18 protein-coding genes are annotated in these 19,687 nt (G+C 51.7%); 3 read left to right on the forward strand and 15 right to left on the reverse strand.

Annotated features, from left to right (window positions below; genetic code table 11):
• Window positions 1-17: 17 nt before the first annotated feature.
• From BZG72_RS00805 to fabB, 10 genes are all read right to left on the reverse strand, one after another.
• The gene (locus BZG72_RS00805; RefSeq protein ID WP_046075246.1) at window positions 18-515 is read right to left on the reverse strand and encodes a CvpA family protein; all 498 of its coding nucleotides are present in this window, start codon (window positions 513-515) and stop codon (window positions 18-20) included.
• A gap of 61 nt (window positions 516-576) precedes the next feature.
• On the reverse strand, window positions 577-1,125 hold the full coding sequence (locus BZG72_RS00810; RefSeq protein ID WP_077665876.1) for an SPOR domain-containing protein: 549 nt from the start codon (window positions 1,123-1,125) through the stop codon (window positions 577-579).
• A 12-nt stretch (window positions 1,126-1,137) separates the two neighbouring features.
• Window positions 1,138-2,388: a bifunctional tetrahydrofolate synthase/dihydrofolate synthase gene (gene folC, locus BZG72_RS00815; RefSeq protein ID WP_077665877.1), complete on the reverse strand. Its 1,251-nt coding sequence runs from the start codon at window positions 2,386-2,388 to the stop codon at window positions 1,138-1,140.
• A gap of 65 nt (window positions 2,389-2,453) precedes the next feature.
• Window positions 2,454-3,380: an acetyl-CoA carboxylase, carboxyltransferase subunit beta gene (gene accD / locus BZG72_RS00820; protein WP_046075243.1), complete on the reverse strand. Its 927-nt coding sequence runs from the start codon at window positions 3,378-3,380 to the stop codon at window positions 2,454-2,456.
• Window positions 3,381-3,547: 167 nt separating this feature from the next.
• Window positions 3,548-4,333 (reverse strand): tRNA pseudouridine(38-40) synthase TruA, encoded by a 786-nt coding sequence (truA, locus tag BZG72_RS00825; RefSeq protein WP_077638778.1) that lies wholly within the window; start codon window positions 4,331-4,333, stop codon window positions 3,548-3,550.
• 136 nt (window positions 4,334-4,469) lie between these two features.
• Window positions 4,470-5,207, reverse strand: coding sequence for a FimV/HubP family polar landmark protein (locus BZG72_RS00830; protein ID WP_077638777.1), 738 nt, complete (start codon window positions 5,205-5,207; stop codon window positions 4,470-4,472).
• Window positions 5,177-8,326 carry a FimV/HubP family polar landmark protein gene (locus BZG72_RS16185; RefSeq protein WP_077665878.1) on the reverse strand — a complete coding sequence of 1,050 codons (3,150 nt, stop codon included), beginning with the start codon at window positions 8,324-8,326 and terminating at the stop codon, window positions 5,177-5,179. The genes BZG72_RS00830 and BZG72_RS16185 overlap by 31 nt, the downstream gene beginning before the upstream one ends.
• A 283-nt stretch (window positions 8,327-8,609) precedes the next feature.
• Window positions 8,610-9,623, reverse strand: coding sequence for an aspartate-semialdehyde dehydrogenase (locus BZG72_RS00840; RefSeq protein ID WP_046074897.1), 1,014 nt, complete (start codon window positions 9,621-9,623; stop codon window positions 8,610-8,612).
• Window positions 9,620-10,774: a 4-phosphoerythronate dehydrogenase gene (locus BZG72_RS00845; RefSeq protein ID WP_046074898.1), complete on the reverse strand. Its 1,155-nt coding sequence runs from the start codon at window positions 10,772-10,774 to the stop codon at window positions 9,620-9,622. The genes BZG72_RS00840 and BZG72_RS00845 overlap by 4 nt, the downstream gene beginning before the upstream one ends.
• Window positions 10,775-11,027: 253 nt before the next feature.
• Entirely contained in the window at window positions 11,028-12,242 is a 1,215-nt protein-coding gene (fabB, locus tag BZG72_RS00850) for a beta-ketoacyl-ACP synthase I (RefSeq protein ID WP_077665879.1), read from the reverse strand.
• A gap of 118 nt (window positions 12,243-12,360) precedes the next feature.
• Between fabB and mnmC the strand changes: the two genes are divergently transcribed.
• A complete protein-coding gene (mnmC, locus tag BZG72_RS00855) occupies window positions 12,361-14,361 on the forward strand; it encodes a bifunctional tRNA (5-methylaminomethyl-2-thiouridine)(34)-methyltransferase MnmD/FAD-dependent 5-carboxymethylaminomethyl-2-thiouridine(34) oxidoreductase MnmC (RefSeq protein WP_077665880.1) in 2,001 nt (666 codons plus the stop codon).
• A 105-nt stretch (window positions 14,362-14,466) separates the two neighbouring features.
• Here mnmC and BZG72_RS00860 read toward each other — a convergent pair whose 3' ends face one another.
• Together BZG72_RS00860 and BZG72_RS00865 are read right to left on the reverse strand one after the other, a co-directional pair.
• Entirely contained in the window at window positions 14,467-14,745 is a 279-nt protein-coding gene (locus BZG72_RS00860) for a YfcL family protein (protein ID WP_046074901.1), read from the reverse strand.
• Window positions 14,746-14,749: 4 nt separating this feature from the next.
• Window positions 14,750-15,301, reverse strand: a complete 552-nt coding sequence (locus BZG72_RS00865) for an elongation factor P hydroxylase (RefSeq protein WP_077578031.1) — start codon at window positions 15,299-15,301, stop codon at window positions 14,750-14,752.
• A 201-nt stretch (window positions 15,302-15,502) separates the two neighbouring features.
• Here BZG72_RS00865 and BZG72_RS00870 point away from each other — a divergent pair, with 201 nt between their 5' ends.
• Entirely contained in the window at window positions 15,503-16,126 is a 624-nt protein-coding gene (locus BZG72_RS00870) for a trimeric intracellular cation channel family protein (RefSeq protein ID WP_046074903.1), read from the forward strand.
• 57 nt (window positions 16,127-16,183) lie between these two features.
• On the opposite strand, the gene aroC is transcribed toward BZG72_RS00870, so the two are convergent.
• Window positions 16,184-17,257, reverse strand: coding sequence for a chorismate synthase (gene aroC / locus BZG72_RS00875; RefSeq protein WP_077665881.1), 1,074 nt, complete (start codon window positions 17,255-17,257; stop codon window positions 16,184-16,186).
• 178 nt (window positions 17,258-17,435) lie between these two features.
• Entirely contained in the window at window positions 17,436-18,368 is a 933-nt protein-coding gene (gene prmB / locus BZG72_RS00880) for a 50S ribosomal protein L3 N(5)-glutamine methyltransferase (protein WP_046075040.1), read from the reverse strand.
• A 120-nt stretch (window positions 18,369-18,488) separates the two neighbouring features.
• Here prmB and smrB point away from each other — a divergent pair, with 120 nt between their 5' ends.
• Entirely contained in the window at window positions 18,489-19,019 is a 531-nt protein-coding gene (smrB, locus tag BZG72_RS00885) for an endonuclease SmrB (protein WP_077665882.1), read from the forward strand.
• Window positions 19,020-19,064: 45 nt separating this feature from the next.
• Here the strand turns inward: smrB and sixA are convergent, their stop codons facing one another.
• Complete coding sequence (sixA, locus tag BZG72_RS00890) at window positions 19,065-19,556, reverse strand: phosphohistidine phosphatase SixA (protein ID WP_077606552.1); 492 nt, start codon at window positions 19,554-19,556, stop codon at window positions 19,065-19,067.
• Window positions 19,557-19,687 lie beyond the last annotated feature (131 nt).

Here is a 19,687-nt window from a genome sequence, read left to right on the forward strand (position 1 = left end):
GTTACGCGAATATCATCCTAAGATCCGGCGATCTCAGGTAAGAAACTGGAACTGTTCTCGAGATAGTGGAAAAACCATTCAATCACTACCGCAAAGTTAGGAATAAGTTGCGACCGCCCCCATGCTTGGGTGTGAGCCACCGACGTAAAGGCATCCAAAAAGAAGAGCATCGCGGCAATAATGAGTACACCACGCACACTCCCAAACACCATACCCAGCACCCTATCGGTACCAGACAACCCGGTTTTCTCTACCAACTGAGCAATCACATAATTGACCACCGCCCCCACAATTAAGGTGGCAATGAACAACAAGGCTATTGCGCTACCATTACGAATAACGGCATCTTCGATATTGGTCAGGTAAACCGCCAGTTGCGTATAAAACTGACTGGCGATAAAAAACGCACCAAACCATATCACCAATGACAATGCTTCTTTAACAAAGCCTCGAATCACACTAACTAGCGCCGAAAAACCAATGACGCCAATAATGAGGTAATCAATCCAATTCATCGTATTCACTTGCTCGAGACGTGCGCATTCTAACAGAAAAAATGCTCACGCAAACGTTTTCTTATTGGGTGAGTGGGTCAAATTTACGCAATTGACCCTTCAATCCTGTCAAAGATTGCAAATCAGTCAGTTGCGATTCTAGCGCCGATTTGGAGACGTGAGGCCCTACGACCACCTTGGCTAAGTCATCTGGCTGAATGTCTTTGGGTAAGATATGTGCTTGGTAACCTTTTTCGCGTAATTGTTTGACCAAACGTCGTGCGTTGTCTTGGTTGCGAAAGGTACCGAGCCGGATCATCCACGCCCCTTTTTGGTCACTGACTGACGAAGAGGCTGTTTCACTAGACACCGGTTTAGACGCAGGCTCGCTGTCCGTTGCGTTTGTTTGATGCTCTTTAACCTTGGTGTCTGGCGCCTCGACCTCAACCACTTGTGGTGCTTGAATCGGTGTTTGGCTCACCTCACTGTCAAAATCATCCCGTAGCGGGATACTCTCATAGCTCTCTTGATAATGCTCTTTTTTGCCATCAAGCACATCTGGCAGCACTATCACACCGATAGACACCAACACCAAGGTACCAACGATTCTTTTTTGTAACTTACTGGCCACAATGACTCCGTTTTAGTTAAGCTCGCTCATTACCTGTCCAACGGTATGAAACGACCCAAATACGACCACACAGTCTCGCGCAGGTTCAGCGTGTTTTAACGCCTGCTGATAGGCCTCGCTGGGTGACGTAAACTGTTGTGATGCCGATACAGGCAAGCTGTCGGCGGGGGCGCCTCGGGGCACAGATAACGATGCGGGATACCAGTGATCCACGATACCGTCCAGGCAGGCTAAGGTACCCGCCATGTCTTTATCGGATAACATGGCCACCACCGCATGCACGTGCCCGCCGCGTTCCGCTTTGCACTCAGCCAACTTCTCTGCCAAATAAGCGGCCGCGTGCGGATTATGAGCAACGTCAAACACAGTGTAAGGCGCCTTGGCGACAACCTGCATTCGCCCCGGTACCGACACCGAGGCTAACCCGTCAGAGATGTGCGTGTCTGCAATCTCCAAATCGGCAACGCCCAAAGCCATCAATGCAGTGGCGGCATTTTGTAATGGTATTGCAGGGATAGGCAACGCAGTCAGTTCAAACGCCCCTGCCGCCCAACACCAGGTATCATCAGTGAGCGTATAGTGATATTGATAACCCAGCTGGTGTAGCTCGGCGCCAATACTGTCAGCGTGTGCAGCCACGCTCGCCGGTGGAGAAGGCTGACCGCAAACAGCAGGTTTATCCGCTCGGAAGATACCTGCTTTTTCGTAGCCGATTTGGTTAATATCATCACCTAACCAATCACAGTGGTCGAGCGCAAGGCTGGTGATCACCGATACGTCATGCTCAACCACATTGGTAGCATCAAGGCGTCCACCAAGGCCAACTTCTAAAATCACGACGTCCAATGCGTGCTGCTTGAACAGCTGCAATGCAGCCAAGGTGCCGAACTCGAAAAAGCTCAGGCTAGTCTCACCACGCACTTTTTCAATCGTCGCGAACGCTTTACTGTGCGCAGCATCGTCGAGCCATTTGCCATCAATGCGTACTCGCTCATTATAGTGAATGAGATGCGGGGAGCTATAGACACCTGTGCGATAACCCGCATGCTGCAAAATTGATTCCAGCAGCGCACAGGTTGTGCCCTTACCATTGGTTCCCGCGACGGTAATCACTATCGGCGCAGGCTTAGTCAGTTGCGCGCGATCAGCCACAGCGGCGACGCGTTCAAGGCCAAGATCGATGGCACTGGTATGGATACTTTCGAGATAAGACAGCCACGTCGTTAAAGAGGACGTGGCTGTTGGATGTTGTAGTTCAGACATTGACTTGGTCAGTTACTCCATGATGGGCAAATGATACCAAGGATAGCGCCGTGGGACACGGTCAATTATTGGTCTTGAGAAGGCGGTGCCGCTTCGGGCTCAAGATCAGGCTTGTCTTGCTCTACATCGACCACAAGCGGTGAGTGAATATTATTCAATTTGGCAAGCAGCCCCGCCAAGCGTTGACGCATTTCTCGGCGGTCGACAATCATGTCAATCGCGCCATGCTCAAGCAAGAACTCACTGGTTTGGAAATCTTCAGGGAGGTTCTCACGCACGGTCTGTTCAATGACTCGGCGCCCCGCGAAACCGATAATCGCTTTAGGCTCGGCCACATTGATATCACCTAACATGGCAAAACTTGCCGTCACACCACCGTATGTCGGATCAGTTAATACCGAGATAAACGGCAGGTTGTGGCGAGAAAGGCGTTCCAATGCGGCACTTGTTTTTGCCATTTGCATCAGTGACATTAGCGCTTCCTGCATACGCGCACCGCCACTGGCAGAAAAACACACCAAACCGCAGTTGTTTTCGATCGCAGCATCCACCGCTTTCACAAAGCGAGCGCCCACAACGGCCCCCATCGAGCCGCCCATGAATTTAAATTCAAAGGCACAGGCCACCACGGGTACATCAAACACGCTGCCTTTCATGACCACAAGGGCGTCTTTTTCACCACTCGCTTTTTGCGCCGACACTAAGCGATCTTTGTACTTTTTCGAATCGCGAAACTTCAACACATCTTTAGGTTCAAGCTCACTGGCAATCTCTTCACGCCCGTCTTTATCCAAAAACACGTCGAGCCGGCGGCGTGCTGGCATGCGCATATGGTGTTCACACTTTGGACATACTTCCAAGTTACGCTCGACATCAGCGTGATAGAGGACTTGATCACACGACGTACACTTGGTCCACACACCTTCTGGAATCGACGCCTTGCGTGATGAACCAATATTACTTTTGGTTAATATTTTTTCTAGCCAGCTCATGGACAACCTTTACTTAGTGATAGCTCTCGCGAACGGACAGCTATCTTGGATTCGTAACAAATTAGACCGAATTAAATCACAAGTCCGTCAGACTTGGGATAAAAAACTGGTACTACCTATTCTGTCTCCGTGCTGTATGCGTACAGCGTACTTGCCGACACAATCACCTAATCCGGCAAAAACAAGGGGCCAATGGGTGAGCGAGGCAACCCAAATGTTTCGGGGTAGTCCACCTCAACCAAATACAAGCCTTCAGCTTTCGCGGTCGCAGCAGCCTGGGTTCGATCTTTTTGTGCCAGCAGCCAAGCCACCCACTCAGGAGGCTGCTCTTGACGACCGACCGCCATTAAACTCCCCACGATGTTGCGCACCATATGATGCACAAACGCATTGGCTTTAATATCAATCACGATAAAGCGCCCTTGACGGTTGACCGATAAATGCATCAAATTCCGCCAAGGGGATTTCGATTGACACTGAGCGGCACGGAATGAGGAAAAATCATTCTCCCCAAGTAGATACTGACCGGCTCGGTGCATTAAGGTTTCATCAAGTTCAGCGTGATAGTGACTGACTCCCTTGGCTAAGATCGCCGGGCGCAAGGGATGATTATAAATCACATAACGATAGCGTCGCGCAGTGGCACTAAAACGGGCATGAAACTCGTCTGTCACGGGCTTAGCCCATCGCACTGCAATCGGATCCGGCAAATTCGCATTGACACCCATCGTCCAAGCTTTTAAAGGACGTTGATTGTCAGTGTCAAAGTGCACCACCTGTCCTGTTCCATGCACGCCAGAGTCGGTACGTCCCGCACACTGTACGGCGACAGGGTGATTGGCAACCGTCGATAAAGCACGCTCGAGGTGTTCCTGCACACTGGTGACTTCTCGTTGCCTCTGCCAACCGTAAAACTGAGCACCATCATACTCAATGCCTAACGCGAATCTCATGCCCTGCCTTCTCGTTACTCGTCTATAAGGCGCCGCATTATACCCATAAAGCCTTCGAGTTGCAGGTTAAAAGCGCGTGCTTCGCCATCACTGCCGTCATAAAGAAACAGGCAGCTCTCGCTACCTGTTTTTTTCACTACCTCAGCTGTTCTAACAACTGACGCGCTTCTTGCTGCAAGGTCTTGTTGCCCGATTGCATCACTTTTTCAAGCAAAGAAATCGCCCCATCGACATCGTTCATTTCCAAATACGCTTTGGCGAGGTCAAGATTCGTTGATGCTTCAGTACTTGCAGTATCACCGTCCACATCAATGGCACTAATATCTTCTAACACATCAGGAAACTCATCTAAACCCACATTCAGGTTCATTTCCGCTTTATCAGGATCGATATCTGGCGTAGAACCATCATCTCGCATAAGCTCTTCAATGCTGATGTAGTCATCTTCTTCTTGCTCTTCACCAATCAGCTCACTTTCTGCTTCCCCCTCACCCAGTAGATCCTCGTCTAAGGCTTCTTCGAGTTCAAAGGTTTCCAGTGAGGCAGGATCTATTGCGGGTTGCTGACTCCAGTCTTCACTCTCTGCTTCAGGCTCAGGTTCATTATCAGCCTGCCACACTGCCGCTTCTTCATCGGACAGTGAGGAAAGATCCAGTGGCGTGTCATCGTCTGACTCGGAGAGCAGTGCCTCCATGTTTAAGCCACCCACTTGGTGATCGTCATCGTCGAGATCACTGATATCTCGCTCATCACGCTCAGGCGTTTCCGTTTCCTTGGCGGCGTCACCCTCTTGCTGCTCATCTAAATAAGATTCTAGCTCGCGCTGCTCTTCAAGCGCAGCGCTTAGTGCGTCATCCTCGCCAAACTCGCCCAACTCATCAAGTGAGAAGGAGTCAAACTCATAGTCACGCTCATTGCTTGGCTCTGGCTCTGGCTCTGGCTCTGGCTCTGGCTCTGGCTCTGGCTCTGGCTCTGGCTCTGGCTCTGGCTCTGGCTCTGATCTGCCTCGCSAGTAGCCTCTGGCTCAGCTRGCTCGTCCGCTAGAGCATCGTCTTCGTTTAACTCTGYTTGCGGYTCGTCRTCAGYGTCMTCGTCAGCCGTTTCATCTRCCTCGCCGGTAGCTTCTGGCGCGGCCGATTCGTCCGCCGTTGCGTCGTCTTCGTTTAACTCGGCTTGCAGCTCGTCGTCAGCGCCCTCGTCAGTCGCTTCATCTGCCTCGCCGGTAGCTTCTGGCGCAGCTGGCTCGTCCGCCGGTGCGTCGTCTTCGTTTAACTCGGCTTGCGGGTCGTCGTCAGCCGTTTCATCTGCCTCGCGAGTAGCTTCTGGCGCAGCTGGCTCGTCCGCCGGTGCATCGTCCTCATTTAACTCGGCTTGCGGTTCGTCGTCAGCGTCATCGTCAGCCGTTTCATCTTCCTCGCTAGTCGCTTCTGGCACGGCCGATTCGTCCGCCGGTGCGTCGTCTTCGTTTAACTCGGCTTGCAGCTCGTCGTCAGTGTCCTCGTCAGCCGCTTCATCTGCCTCGCTAGACGCTTCTGACGCGGCCGATTCGTCCGCCGGTGCGTCGTCTTCGTTTAACTCGGCTTGCGGTTCGTCGTCAGCGTCCTCGTCAGTCGTTTCATCTTCCTCGCCGCTAACTTCTGGCGTGCCCGATTCGTCCGCCGGTGCGTCGTCTTCGTTTAACTCGGCTTGCGGTTCGTCGTCAGCGTCCTCGTCAGCCGTTTCATCTGCCTCGCTAGTCGCTTCTGGTGCAGCTGGCTCGTCCGCCACTGCGTCGTCTTCGTTTARCTCTGYTTGCGGCTCGTCRTCAGYGTCCTCGTCAGCCGTTTCATCTGCCTCGCSAGTAGCCTCTGGCTCAGCTGGCTCGTCCGCYRGWGCGTCRTCTTCATTTAACTCTGCTTGCGGCTCGTCGTCGGCATCGTTGTCTTGCTCGACGCGCGTCTCTGAGCCTTGATCACTTGTAGGTGTTTCTTCTGCTTGCTCATCCGACGCGTAAAGAAGTTGCTCGAGCTCCGCTTCGTTCGGATCACTGTCATCTTCTTCTCCCCACAGTGCCGGATCGTCCTCGTCAGCGAGTGGGTCTGGTTCATCGTCATCCCCCAACACTTCTTCTAGTAAAGCGTCAGAATCTTCTAGATGAGGATCATCATCTTTGTCTAAGACTTCATCCAGTAATGCATCACTACTTTCATCGAATTCGTCCTCGGTATCATCCCCTTCATTTAGCCAGCTGTCCTCGTCTTCTTCATCACCGACAAGTTCATCAAGCAACTCTGTCGTGTTATCAAGAGAAACGGCATCGTCATCGTTATCATCATCTGATAAGTCAATATCTTGGCTTAAATCCAGCTCAGGCTCATCGTCCAGCACCGAGTCAAACAAGGCGTCATTAGGCGCTTGCTCGTCATTGTCTTCGTTCTCTTGTGAAGCCTGTTCTTTGGTCTCGGTATTTTCGTCCTCAGGCTCATCAGCAGCGGAGACCTCATCGGCAGTCGTGTCTTCACCCGTTTCGCCTGCCAACAAGGCATCGATATCGTCGACATCACTGTCATTGCCTTCTTCGAGCGCTTTGGCCCACTCTGCGGCAAGTGCTTCATCAGCACTCATTTCCTCTTCAGGTTGCTCTGCCTCGCCCGTTTCTAATTCGCTGTCATCATCGGATGATGTGTCATCGGCGGCGCTTTCCGTATCAGCCGGCGGCGCATCTGCCAGTTCATCCAGCGCGCGCTCCATGTCTTCAAGACCGATAGCATCATCGCTGGTGGGCGCGACACTCGATTCATTGCCAGCCATGTCATCGAGTTCGTCATCAAGATCCAGATCGTCCAGGTCGGTATCATCGCCAAACGCGACATCCTCGTATCCCTTATCGTCATCGGTGATCTCTAGCTCATCGTCATCTTGCGGATCGTCAACATCGCCTTCATCGTCATCCGGATCGGGCACCATGACCACAGGCATATCGTCCATATCATCATGATCCAGCGCCGCAGGCTCTTCCGCGTCTTCCTCTTGCTTTCTACGACGTGCGAGGAAGAAGAATATCGCGCCTGCAATCAAGGCCCCAGGAATGATGGCCAACATGGCAAGCAATAATGGGCTATCAAGTAAAGACTCAACCGCGGATGGGGGTTGAGTATCCTTTGCCACCTGTTGCTGACGCTGGGTTTCTAAAAATGCTCGGATCTCTTTATTAAGCTCGGCATCACCACTTACCTGTTCTTTTAACGCGCTCAACTCGTGCTGCACTTCAGACAGACGGACCTTGAGCACATGATTGCTCTCAACCAGGCGAGTCATCTCTTGATCAGAGGCTTGCAGCTGAGACTGTAGGTTTTGTACCACTTGTGGCTCTGGGGCGCTCGCTGTCGAGCTTTCACCACTAGGTTGGGCGTCTGACGCGTCTTCGCTATTTGGTGCTGGTTGGGTCTGCGCAGCTTGGTTATTATCGGCTTGTGCTGACTGTGGTTGTGGGCTCGGTTGCTCAACCTGTTCGCTCAGGGGCGTGGTATTTTGGGCTTGCTTACGCGCTTCATCAATTTCAAGCCGATTGATCACGTCCTGGGTGCTTTCTCGCTCAATTTGCGTCAGCGTCGGCATCACTAAGGTGCTACCCGGCTGCAAGCTATGAATATTGTTGTTGGTGAATGCGTCGGTATTAAGACGAAAAATCGCACCGAGCGTCTGATACACACTTACTTGCGTATTAGGACGCATTTGAGTCGCAATCGACCACAAGGTTTCGTTGGCCCCAGTTGGGCCATATTGTTGTGCCGATGCAACCGCTGGCGTCGGTTGGGGCGAGGCGGTTTCGGCCGCCATTTCATCTTGCGGACCAAGAATGCGTATTGCCGCTTCGACCGGCACCGTTGAAACACTGACAAGCGCAACCGCCAATACCCCTGCGACGGCAATGAGATGCCGCTTAACGCGATGCGGGGTTTTGGTCAATCGAGTTTGAGAAGAAGACTGTTCACTTTGCTGTGCGTTGGACACACCCGCACTCCCTTATGGCAAAAATGGCCTCACTAAATATCTAACTATATCGGAAGCCATGCTAAAAACTGTAGTTTGGTGATATAAAAGTGTGTTGCGCGATCAAACTGTGGGCGCTCTGCCTCAGTTTTGACTCGATGATAGCATCGTCACACGTCGCGTATCGTCCATCTTTGCAAATTTAATGCCTAAAAAAATACCCCATCAACGGATGGGGTATCAATCAACCTAGTATGGTGATGGGCGGGCTATCACGCTCTTTTACGGATCATAGGCTTGTTGATTAAAGGTAATCGCGAACCAGTACTTCAGCAATTTGCACTGAGTTCGTCGCTGCGCCTTTACGCACATTGTCTGCCACCACCCAGAGGTTAAGTCCATTGGGGTGGCTGATATCATTGCGAATACGCCCGACGAGCACTTTATCTGAGCCAGTGCCTTCTTTCACCTGGGTGGGATAGTCTTCCCCTTCAAAGACCTCGATATGTTCATGCTGACTCAAGATCGCCACCGCTTCCGTCGCGTCAATCGGTTGACGGCACTCAAGGTGCACAGCTTCAGCATGACCGTAAAACACGGGCACTCTCACACAAGTAGGGTTAACCCCTATCATCTCATCGGCAAGAATTTTCTGGGTTTCCCACACCATTTTCATTTCTTCTTTGGTGTAGCCATTTTCCATAAACTGATCAATCTGGGGCAAACAATTAAAAGCAATTTGCTTGCTGTATAACGCAGGCTCCGCATCTTGGCTGTTAAGCAATTTAACCGTCTGTCCGGCAAGCTCATCGACGCCTGCTTTCCCTGACCCAGAAACCGATTGGTAGGTAGATACATTTAAGCGTTCGATACCGACGGCATCGTAAATAGGTTTTAATGCCACCAGCATCTGAATCGTCGAGCAATTTGGGTTAGCAATAATATTACGGTTACGAAAGTCACCAATCGCGGCGGCGTTCACCTCAGGCACCACCAAGGGTACATCGAAGTCATAGCGGAACTGCGACGTGTTATCGATAACGACGACCCCCGCATCTGCTGCAATCGGCGCCCAGTGCGCAGAAGCCTGTGCGCCCGCCGAGAACAAGCCAAGCTGAACCTGTGTCCAATCAAACTTGTCGACATTTTGCACACGCAAGCTCTCACCTTTGAAGCTAATGGTTTCACCTGCACTTCGCTCACTGGCGAGGAGGTGTAGCGTGCCAATGGGAAAATCGCGCTCTTCTAAAATCTCGATCATGGTGCGCCCTACCGCACCGGTTGCGCCCAAAATGGCAACGTCAAATGCTTGTGTCATGCATGCTCCTCAATACTAAAGCCCAGCTTAGCCAGCGACTGTAACCCGAAATCAGCCTGTCCGGCTACCGTGATCGCACTGTACTCGCGTCGATCCCAGTAATTTTTTCGCAATTGGTCAAAGGCTGTACGCTGAGCCTGTTTGTCATCACCTGCGGTATGCATGGCACGACGAAAATCACTGTCATCTCGGCGAATATCGTAGACCAATTGGGTCAGTGCCATCAGATCGCTTTGTTGCCACGGCTGTGCCAAGGCAACCTGTGGAATCGGCGCCGTGGGCAGCAGCTCACTGGCATGCACACGATGAGGCAGGTCAAGGTGTTCACACAGTGCGTTAAAGACCATGGTGGTACCACGGGCTTTTCCTTCCAGACCATAGCCTGCAATATGAGGAGTGGCAAACGTGAGCTGGTCCATAAGGGCAAGGTCGACCTCGGGCTCATGTTCATAAACATCCAAGACCGCATCAATGTCGCCTCGTGCTAACCGCGCTTTAAGTGCGTGGTTGTCAACAATCGGGCCACGCGCAGCATTTATCAAAATGCTGCCTGACGCAAGCGCCTCTAGCCGAGCTTGATTCATGAGGTGGTAAGTGGGGTGCTCACCAGTCGTGGTCAAAGGCGTATGGAAAGTGACCACGTCCGATTTTGCGATCAGAGTGTCAATGTCCACCATGTCAGCAAGGTTCTCTCGAGCCTGACGAGGTGGGTCGCAAAGTAAGGTTTTAATCCCAAGTGCCGCAAGCCGCGCAGCCAAGTAGTCCCCCACATGACCCACGCCAATAATACCGACTGTGCGGTCGGTCAATTTAAACCCTTGCTGTTGTGCCAATACCAATAAAGCACTGATCACATACTCCGCGACCCCAACCTTATTACAACCTGGCGCTGCCGTGCCATGGATGCCTTGTGCGTGCAAGGCGTTAAAATCAAGATGATCTTCACCAGCGGTGGCTGAACCGACAAAACGCAGACGGGTGGCACCGTCAATCAGCGCATGGTTCACTTGCGTGACGCTTCTCACCATTAATGCATCAGCATCGATTAAATCCGCGGCACGGATTGCGCGCCCGGGTAATGCAACCACCTCACCCAATTGACTAAACAAGGTTTGGGCATAAGGCATGTTTTCGTCTACGACAATTTTCACGTTCAACGTCCTATGTGAGTCGGTGCATCGCTTATCGGATGCTAAATGCGAGAAGGTTATTGTATCTGTCTCACGGTAAGAAAACACCCTTCAGCTGAGCGGGTTACCCCGCTTACCGGGTGGCCTCAGGCATAAAAAAACCCGGCCGAAGCCGGGTAAATCCAGGACCTGAAAAGACCATTAACGGCTCTCAACGATAATGATCCGTGTCTGATGGCAGAGTCTCTCTGCAAACCTGGAAACAGGCGCGGGATCAGCCGCGATACTTTTCAATCACCAAGGTGGCGTTGGTACCACCGAACCCAAAGCTGTTCGACATCACGCGCGTCAGTGCTTGCTCTCGCGGTTGGGTCACAATATCTAACCCTTCAGCCGCGGGATCCAAGTTCTCCACATTGATACTTGGCGCGACAAAGCCTTGTTCAAGCATCAAGGTTGAATAGATGGCTTCGTGCACACCAGCAGCACCGAGCGCGTGACCTGTCATTGACTTAGTCGCAGAAATGGCTGGGCTCTTACCGCCAAACACTTCTTGAATTGCGCCTAGCTCTTTCACATCACCCACAGGCGTTGATGTACCATGCGTATTGATGTAATCAACCTCGCCATCCACATCTTGCATCGCCATATTCATACAGCGCACAGCGCCTTCACCCGACGGTGCCACCATGTCATACCCGTCAGACGTTGCACCGTAACCGACAATTTCACCGTAGATGGTCGCACCACGCGCCAACGCATGCTCCAGCTCTTCCACGACCAGCATGCCGCCGCCACCTGAAATGACGAAACCGTCCCGGTCCGCGTCATAGGTGCGTGATGCCTTTTGCGGATCATCATTGTATTTGGTTGAAAGGGCTCCCATCGCGTCAAACATCATGGTAAGCGACCAATCCAACTCTTCACCGCCACCGGCAAACACCACATCTTGTTTACCCAGTTGAATCAGCTCTAGGGCATGGCCAATACAATGTGCCGAAGTCGCACATGCAGAGCTCATGGTGTAGTTCACCCCTTTGATTTGGAACGGAGTCGCCAAACACGCTGAAACAGTTGATGACATGGTGCGCGGCACCATGTAAGGGCCAACACGTTTAACCCCTTTCTCGCGCAATGTATCAACGGCGGTAACTTGGTTAACGGATGACGCGCCCCCCGACCCGGCAACTAAACCAGTTCGTGGGTTAGAAACCTGCTCACGGGCTAAGCCCGAGTCTTCGATTGCCTGTTCCATCGCTAGGTAGGCAAAACCCGCCGCGTCACCCATAAAGCGCATTCTTTTGCGATCAATATGGTCGGCGGGGTTGAGTTTGAGATCACCCCAAACATTGCTGCGCAGCTTCATATCTGCAAACTGCTGAGAAAAGTTAATGCCAGATTTTCCCGCTTTGAGCGACTCCAGCACTTCTTTGACGTTGTTACCAATACTGGAAACAATCCCCATGCCTGTAATGACAGCTCGTTTCATGATTCTTTCCTAGACGTTAATTTCGCAGTGGATGATAGCGTTTTTAAAGCTGATAAGTGGTCAGCTTTCCTTAGAGCCAGTACAATTTGCTTTTTCCTTTCCTGTGTAAGAGGCATTTGTGAGCACTCCCTCGATCGACCACGCAAAAATCAGCTGGAATGATACGGGCACCCCCGTCGCGGAACAATTTGATGACGTCTACTTTTCCAATCACGACGGTTTGGCCGAGACCCGCTATGTGTTCATCGAACAAAACCAACTTCCCGCACGTTGGCAAACCGCCACATCGTCCCGGTTTGTGATTGCGGAAACCGGCTTTGGCACTGGGCTCAACTTTCTGGCTACTTGGGCAGCTTTCGAGCAGTTCCGTCAAACCCATCCAAATGCACCTGTGACCCAGCTTCACTTTATCAGTTTTGAGAAGTACCCCCTGACAGTAGAGGATCTAGCCCGTGCACATCAAGCTTGGCCAGAGCTGGCAAGCTATGCTGAGCAATTACGTGCCTATTACCCCGTCCCGCTCGCGGGTTGTCAACGTATCGTCTTGGCTCAAGGTCAGATTACACTCGATTTGTGGTTTGGTGATATTAAAGATTGGTTACCACAAGTGCCAACGGGCCCTGAAGGGATCGTGGATGCTTGGTATTTAGACGGCTTTGCCCCAAGCAAAAACCCAGAGATGTGGAATCAAGCCTTGTTTAATGGCATGGCACGACTTGCGCGCGAGCAATGTACCTGCGCCACCTTCACAGCGGCGGGATTTGTGCGCCGTGGCCTTATCGAGGCCGGTTTTGAGATGAAAAAAGTAAAAGGCTTCGGCTTCAAACGCGACATGTTGTCAGGCACATTACCTGCTCGCCAAGCCGCTGCAAGCTACTCACCTTGGTATGCACGCACCCCCGCCTCAACAGCGGACGACATCGCCATTATTGGCGGTGGCATTGCCAGTGCCGCCTTAATCACCGCATTGCTACAACGGGGCAAGCAAGTCACGCTGTATTGCCAAGACCCGCGCCCTGCGGCTGGCGCATCTGGGAACCATCAAGGCGCCATTTATCCGCTTTTAAATGGCAATAACGATAATTTAAGCCAGTTTTTTGCCCCCGCCTTTTTGTTTTCTCGCCAATTTATCGATCAGCAACGCACGCGAGGTATCCCATTTGAACACGACTGGTGTGGCGTCACGCAACTCGGCTACGACGAAAAAAGTGCCGCTAAGCTCGCTAAGATGGTCGATGGTGCCTTTCCTGAAGCATTGGTCACACCGTTAAATGTCGATGGCGTGAGCGAGAAAGTCGGTTTAGAAACCGGACATGCCGGCGTGTTTTATCCGCTTGGCGGCTGGATGAGCCCGCAACAGTTTACCGCGGGCGTGATTGATGCAGCGATAGCCAGCGGGCAGCTTGATGCTTATTTTGGTTGTCATGTGAATGCGCTGACGCAATCGGACAATGGTTGGACACTCGATACCAGCATGGGTCAGGTTTGTCATCAAAATGTGGTGATCGCCAATGGCCACCAAGCAGATAGCTTCAGCCAAACACAGCCTATTCCGGTTTACCCCGTGCGCGGTCAAGTCAGCCATGTGCCCACCAATACCGAACTCAGTAAGCTCAACACTGTATTGTGTTTCGAGGGCTATTTAACACCGGCTAATCAGGGGGAGGAACATTGTCTAGGCGCCAGCTATCGTCGCAATAATGCTGACTTAGCGTTCCAAGCTGCCGATCAGCTAGAAAATCAACAACGCTTAACCGATTGTATCGACACTGAGTGGGCACGCGCGGTGCCACTGGCGGAAGAAGGACGCGTTGGGGTGCGCTGCGCCAGTCGCGACCATTTACCCTTTGTGGGCAACGTCTGTGATTACAACGCCTTGGTTTCCACCTACCAAACCTTGCAAAAAGACAAAGAAAAGGCGGACGCCGTTCCCGTTTACCCAGGATTATTTTGCTTACTGGGGCTCGGCTCTCGCGGCCTCACCTCAGCGCCATTGGCGGCAGAAGTGCTAGCAGCACAGCTGTGTGACGAGCCTTTACCTTTACCTCAGTCGGTCCTAGACACTCTGCATCCAGGGCGAATGTGGGTTCGTAAGCTGCTAAAAGGTAAAGCACTGTAGCCCTTCGGATAAGGTCAACAAAAAAGCCATCGTCGAGGCGATGGCTTTCTTTTTCCAAGACGTATCGTTTGTGATACCGCTTAATGTTCCACTTAAAACAGCACGTTACGCGTCTTTTTCCACTTGCTGCTGCAATAGATCCCACAGCGCTCCGACGAGACGTTGGTCGCCGGGTGACAGCTCACTGGCATTGTCATTGAGACTGGCATCGACGCGCGCTTTCAATGCTGGCACCTCATCAACGCCTTCCAACTCACAGTCCGCTGCCGCTAAAGAAACGTGGCCACGTAAATAGCCACTGGCAAACAATTCATCGTCTGAGGCGGTTTCTACCATCTCATCGATTAACGCTAGAATGCGTGCTTCGTAGTCTTGAACTTTCATCTTTTTAACCTTGGCTTGGCAACGTAAAGGTATCTGGCGTCAACGGTGCAACACCATAAAAGTCTCGCAAGGTATCAGAAAACTGCTTGGCGCGCACGGGCAAAGCGGCGCTTGTCGATGCATCCGAGACATATTGTACGACTTGTTGCCGAACTTTATCAGTAAACGCGTGGCGATCGGGCTCAACACCACTTAAATTGTCGCAGCTCACTTGAAAGCGAAACCCACAGCTTGCAGAGAGGATCCATTCAATCGCTTGCGGCTTCACTTCGACCGCCTCGAAGGCCGCTTGCGTGTCAGCGTCACGGCCATCCGGATGATACCAATAGCCATAGTCTTCCCATTGACGGCGCTGCTCACCGGCAATGGTCCAGTGTGCAATTTCGTGTAAGGCAGAGGCAAAAAATCCGCGGGCAAAGATCACGCGGTGATGCGGGTGCGCCGCATCCGCAGGTAAGTAAATAGGTTCATCCCCGCCACGCACCAGCTCAGTATTGAAAGAGGCAAGAAAGGTTTGGTTAAAAAGTTGGATCAAGTCGTGATAATCGTGGGTCATACTGCTCTTTAATAAGATCAAATATCAATAAGAAAACAAAAACACGCTCTTAGCGATAAAAAGCCGCACATACCTCGGCTAAACCTTTCAATATACACATTCTTTTTAATGTATTTTTTACTACAAATTTGATTGTGAAAGGCAAATAAGGCCACTACAATGCGCGTCAATTTCTAATCTCAATGTAAGGTGTCGGGTTGTATGTTGTTATTGACGCTTTATGTCATAGGCATTACCGCGGAAGCCATGACAGGCGCGCTCAGTGCCGGGCGAAAACACATGGACTGGTTTGGGGTGATGTTTGTCGCTAGTGCCACCGCTATCGGAGGCGGGACAGTCCGCGATATTCTTTTTGGCCACTACCCTCTAACCTGGGTCGCTAACCCACACTTTCTCGTGATCACCTGCCTCGCCGGCTTGATCACGCCATGGATTGCCAGTTGGGTTGCTCGCAATTATAAACTCTTTGTTACCCTAGATGCACTGGGCCTTGCCGCTTTTAGTATTATCGGTTGCCGTGTGGCGATGGATATGGGGTTACACCCGTTAATTTGCATGGTTTCATCCTTGATTACCGGTATTTTTGGTGGGCTATTGCGCGACTTGATCTGTCGTCAATCGCCTATGGTATTGCACAAAGAGCTGTATGCCTTGGTCGCCTTTGTCACCGGTGCGCTCTACTTTAGTTTGATTCGACTTGATGTCGGTGAACTGATTGCGACCGTCGCCAGTTTAGTGATTGGTTTTGGATTCCGAATGGCGGCTGTTCGCTTTAGCTGGTCGTTACCGGTTTTCCGCTTTGAAGCCCCTTCCTCTCTACACTGATAAAAAAACCGCACAACGTAGTGCGGTTTTTGTCTGTCGCGTGAGAAGAACGCGCTGTTAAGTGCTGGGGCTTTCGCCCATTTGGCCACGATGACGCAGCAAGTGGTCCATCAACACAATCGCCACCATCGCTTCGGCAATCGGCACGGCACGGATACCCACACACGGGTCATGACGACCACGCGTCACCACATCCGCGGATTCACCATGAACATCAATACTCTTGCCCGGCACGGTAATGCTCGAAGTGGGTTTGAGCGCTAAATGTGCCACCAATGGCTGGCCTGAAGAGATCCCACCGAGAATGCCACCAGCATGGTTTGAGGCAAACCCTTCAGGGTGAATTTCATCGCGATGTTCACTGCCACGCTGCTGCACCACATCAAAACCATCACCAATTTCGACCCCTTTTACCGCATTGATCCCCATTAGCGCATGGGCAATATCTGCATCTAAGCGATCAAATACCGGCTCACCTAGGCCTACCGGCAGGTTCTCCGCCACCACGGTCAGTTTGGCACCAATTGAGTCGCCGTCTTTTTTGAGCTGACGGATAAGTGCATCTAACTCCTCGAGCTTATTTGCGTCCGGGCAGAAAAAGGGATTTTGCTCGACTTGCGCCCAATCGACCGTGTCTATGGTCACCTCTCCCATCTGCGCCAAGTAAGCACGCACTTGAATGCCATGTACTTGCGCGAGGTATTTTTTAGCCACCGCGCCTGCAGCCACGCGCATCGCCGTTTCACGCGCTGACGAGCGACCACCGCCGCGGTAGTCGCGGATGCCGTATTTGTGATGGTAGGTAAAGTCCGCATGACCGGGACGAAACACATCTTTGATTTTGGAGTAGTCTTTCGAGCGCTGGTCGGTGTTTTCGATCATCAACCCGATCGATGTCCCCGTGGTTTTCCCCTCAAACACCCCAGAAAGGATTTTCACCGCATCCGGTTCACGGCGCTGTGTGGTATATTTCGACGTGCCGGGACGACGGCGATCGAGATCATGCTGCATATCCGCTTCGCTCAGTGCTAACCCCGGCGGGCAGCCGTCAATAATCGCCCCCAACGCAACGCCGTGGCTTTCTCCAAAGGTCGTGACGCGAAATATCTGTCCTATCGTGTTGCCTGCCATGCCTTCCTCTATTTGCCTGATCGGCATTGTTGTATTTTTGCGTACTTTGTTAGCAATTAACCATAAAGCAATCAAATACGCAAAGAAAATCCAGGTGAGCAACGGAGCGACTGCAAGTGTTAGAGACTAAAAAGCCAGCACGAGGCTGGCTTTATATCATGATCGGTGGGTACTGCCTCTAGTCGCGATAAAGGGCAAATTCATCGGCACATGCAACGAGGTCTTGGCGGCTGATCATAAACACGCCATGACCGCCGTTTTCGAACTCAATCCAGTGCAAAGGCAAATGACCATACTGCTCTTGCATATGCACGATCGAGTTGCCGACTTCACAGACCAATACGCCCTCTTCTGTGAGATAATCGGGGGCATTAGCAAGCATACGCCGTACTAACTTTAAGCCATCCGTGCCGGCGGCAAGCCCCAGCTCAGGTTCATGGCGAAACTCATCCGGTAAGTCGTCCATATCCTCCGCGTCAACATACGGTGGGTTGCTCACAATTAAGTCGTATTTATCGTGCGGGACATCTTTTAGTAAATCCGATCGCATCGGGATCACTTGCTCTTCCAAGCCATGATCCTGAATATTGATTTCAGCCACATCCAGCGCGTCGGTGGAAATATCCACCGCATCGATCTCTGCCTCTGGGAACGCATAAGCACACGCGATAGCGATACAACCACTGCCCGTGCACAAATCCATAATCCGGCGAGGCGGGTGAGGCAAGATGCCAGCGAATTCTTGCTGGATAAGCTCACCAATCGGTGAACGTGGAACGAGCACGCGCTCGTCGACAAAAAACTCTAAGCCACAGAAATACGCTTTGTTGGTCAGATAGGCAACCGGTGTTTTATCATTGATACGTGCAATGACACGCTCAACAATACGATGCTTTTCACTGGTGGTCAGACGCGAAAAGCGCGTTTCTGAGGGCACATCGATCGGCAAGTAGAGTGTCGGTAAGACCAGCTGTACCGCCTCATCCCACGCGTTATCGGTGCCGTGGCCATAAAACAAGCCTGCCGCATTGAAACGACTGACGGTCCAGCGCAGCATGTCTTGCAGCGTATGTAACTCGCTGACCACTTCTTCAGTAAAAATCGTATCCACATTGGCCTCCATCGGCTTCATGCAATTGGGGGTCGCCCTTTGACGCGAGGTCAGTACAATAAGCAGCATTTTGAGCTGGCTGAATGTACAATTCAGGTCATCACCTCGGGGACAGTTTTTATGAGCAAAAAACCATCGATGACGGAAGAGGACTTGGCGCTATTCCGTGATGCCGTCAAAGGCGCAAAAAAGTTGAAGCAGGATACCATAAACCCGCCACAACGCCAGACGACCAAAACGCGCAAACAACGTCAGTTTGAGCGACAGAGTAGCGATCATGCGTTTTACTTTTCCGATGAGTTCGAGCCGCTGCTCAGTGAATCGGGTCCGATGCAGTACGCCCGCCAGGATGTCTCTAAATACGAGGTCAAGCGGCTTCGCCGTGGTGTGTATGTGCCCGATATCTATCTCGATTTACACGGGATGACCCAAACAGAAGCCAAACGAGAGCTGGGGGCGATGCTCGCGGCCTGTGTGAAAGACGGTATTCGTTGCGCCAGCGTAATGCACGGGATTGGTAAACGCGTACTCAAAGAAAAAATTCCACTGTGGCTAGCACAACACCCCAATGTGATGGCGTTTCACCAAGCCCCACGTGAGTTTGGTGGGGATGCCGCCTTGCTGGTGTTGATTGAAGTGCCTGAACGCTAAAGCAACCTGTCGCTAAAGAAACAGGTCAGCATCAAGCCGCTTTATCTATTTCGGATTCAAAAGCTGTCGTGGTGACATATGCGCACTCAGCGACGCCTGGTGGGTCGTGACGTCCACTTCTATCATGGCCATGGCTGAGGTCGCAAACATTGGCGGTTGCCCCTCTTGCACCCACTCGTTAGTGAGGTATCCGACTAAGGGCAGATGAGAGACGACCAAGACCACGTCGAGCATCTCAACCTCTATCATTGCATTGACATAATCATAGACACGATCACTTTGCCCATAAGGGGTGATCTCTTCTTCCGTGATCACCTCTTTTGCATCGGGTAACAAAGGCGCACATACCTGCCATGTCTGTTGCGCACGTAAGTAAGGGCTCACCAACACTTTATCAATCACTTTTCCATCTAATTGCTGGTTCAGCCACGTCGCCATCTGTTTACTTTGTTGTTCACCATTGGCAGTTAGCGCGCGGTCGCTATCACTGGCCGCAAATGCTTGCGCTTCGCCATGACGCATTATGATTACTTTCATCGCCTTAATACCCACATCATATGCCAAGATTGGCTGCATGCTATCAAGATGAACCGCAAAAGACCAAATAAGTGGTTTGCGACTCTGGTCACTGGTAGTCATACTTACTACTAACTTATTTACTCTGATAG

Source organism: Salinivibrio sp. PR6, assembly GCF_001995955.1.
GTDB classification, from domain to species: Bacteria; Pseudomonadota; Gammaproteobacteria; order Enterobacterales; family Vibrionaceae; genus Salinivibrio; species Salinivibrio siamensis.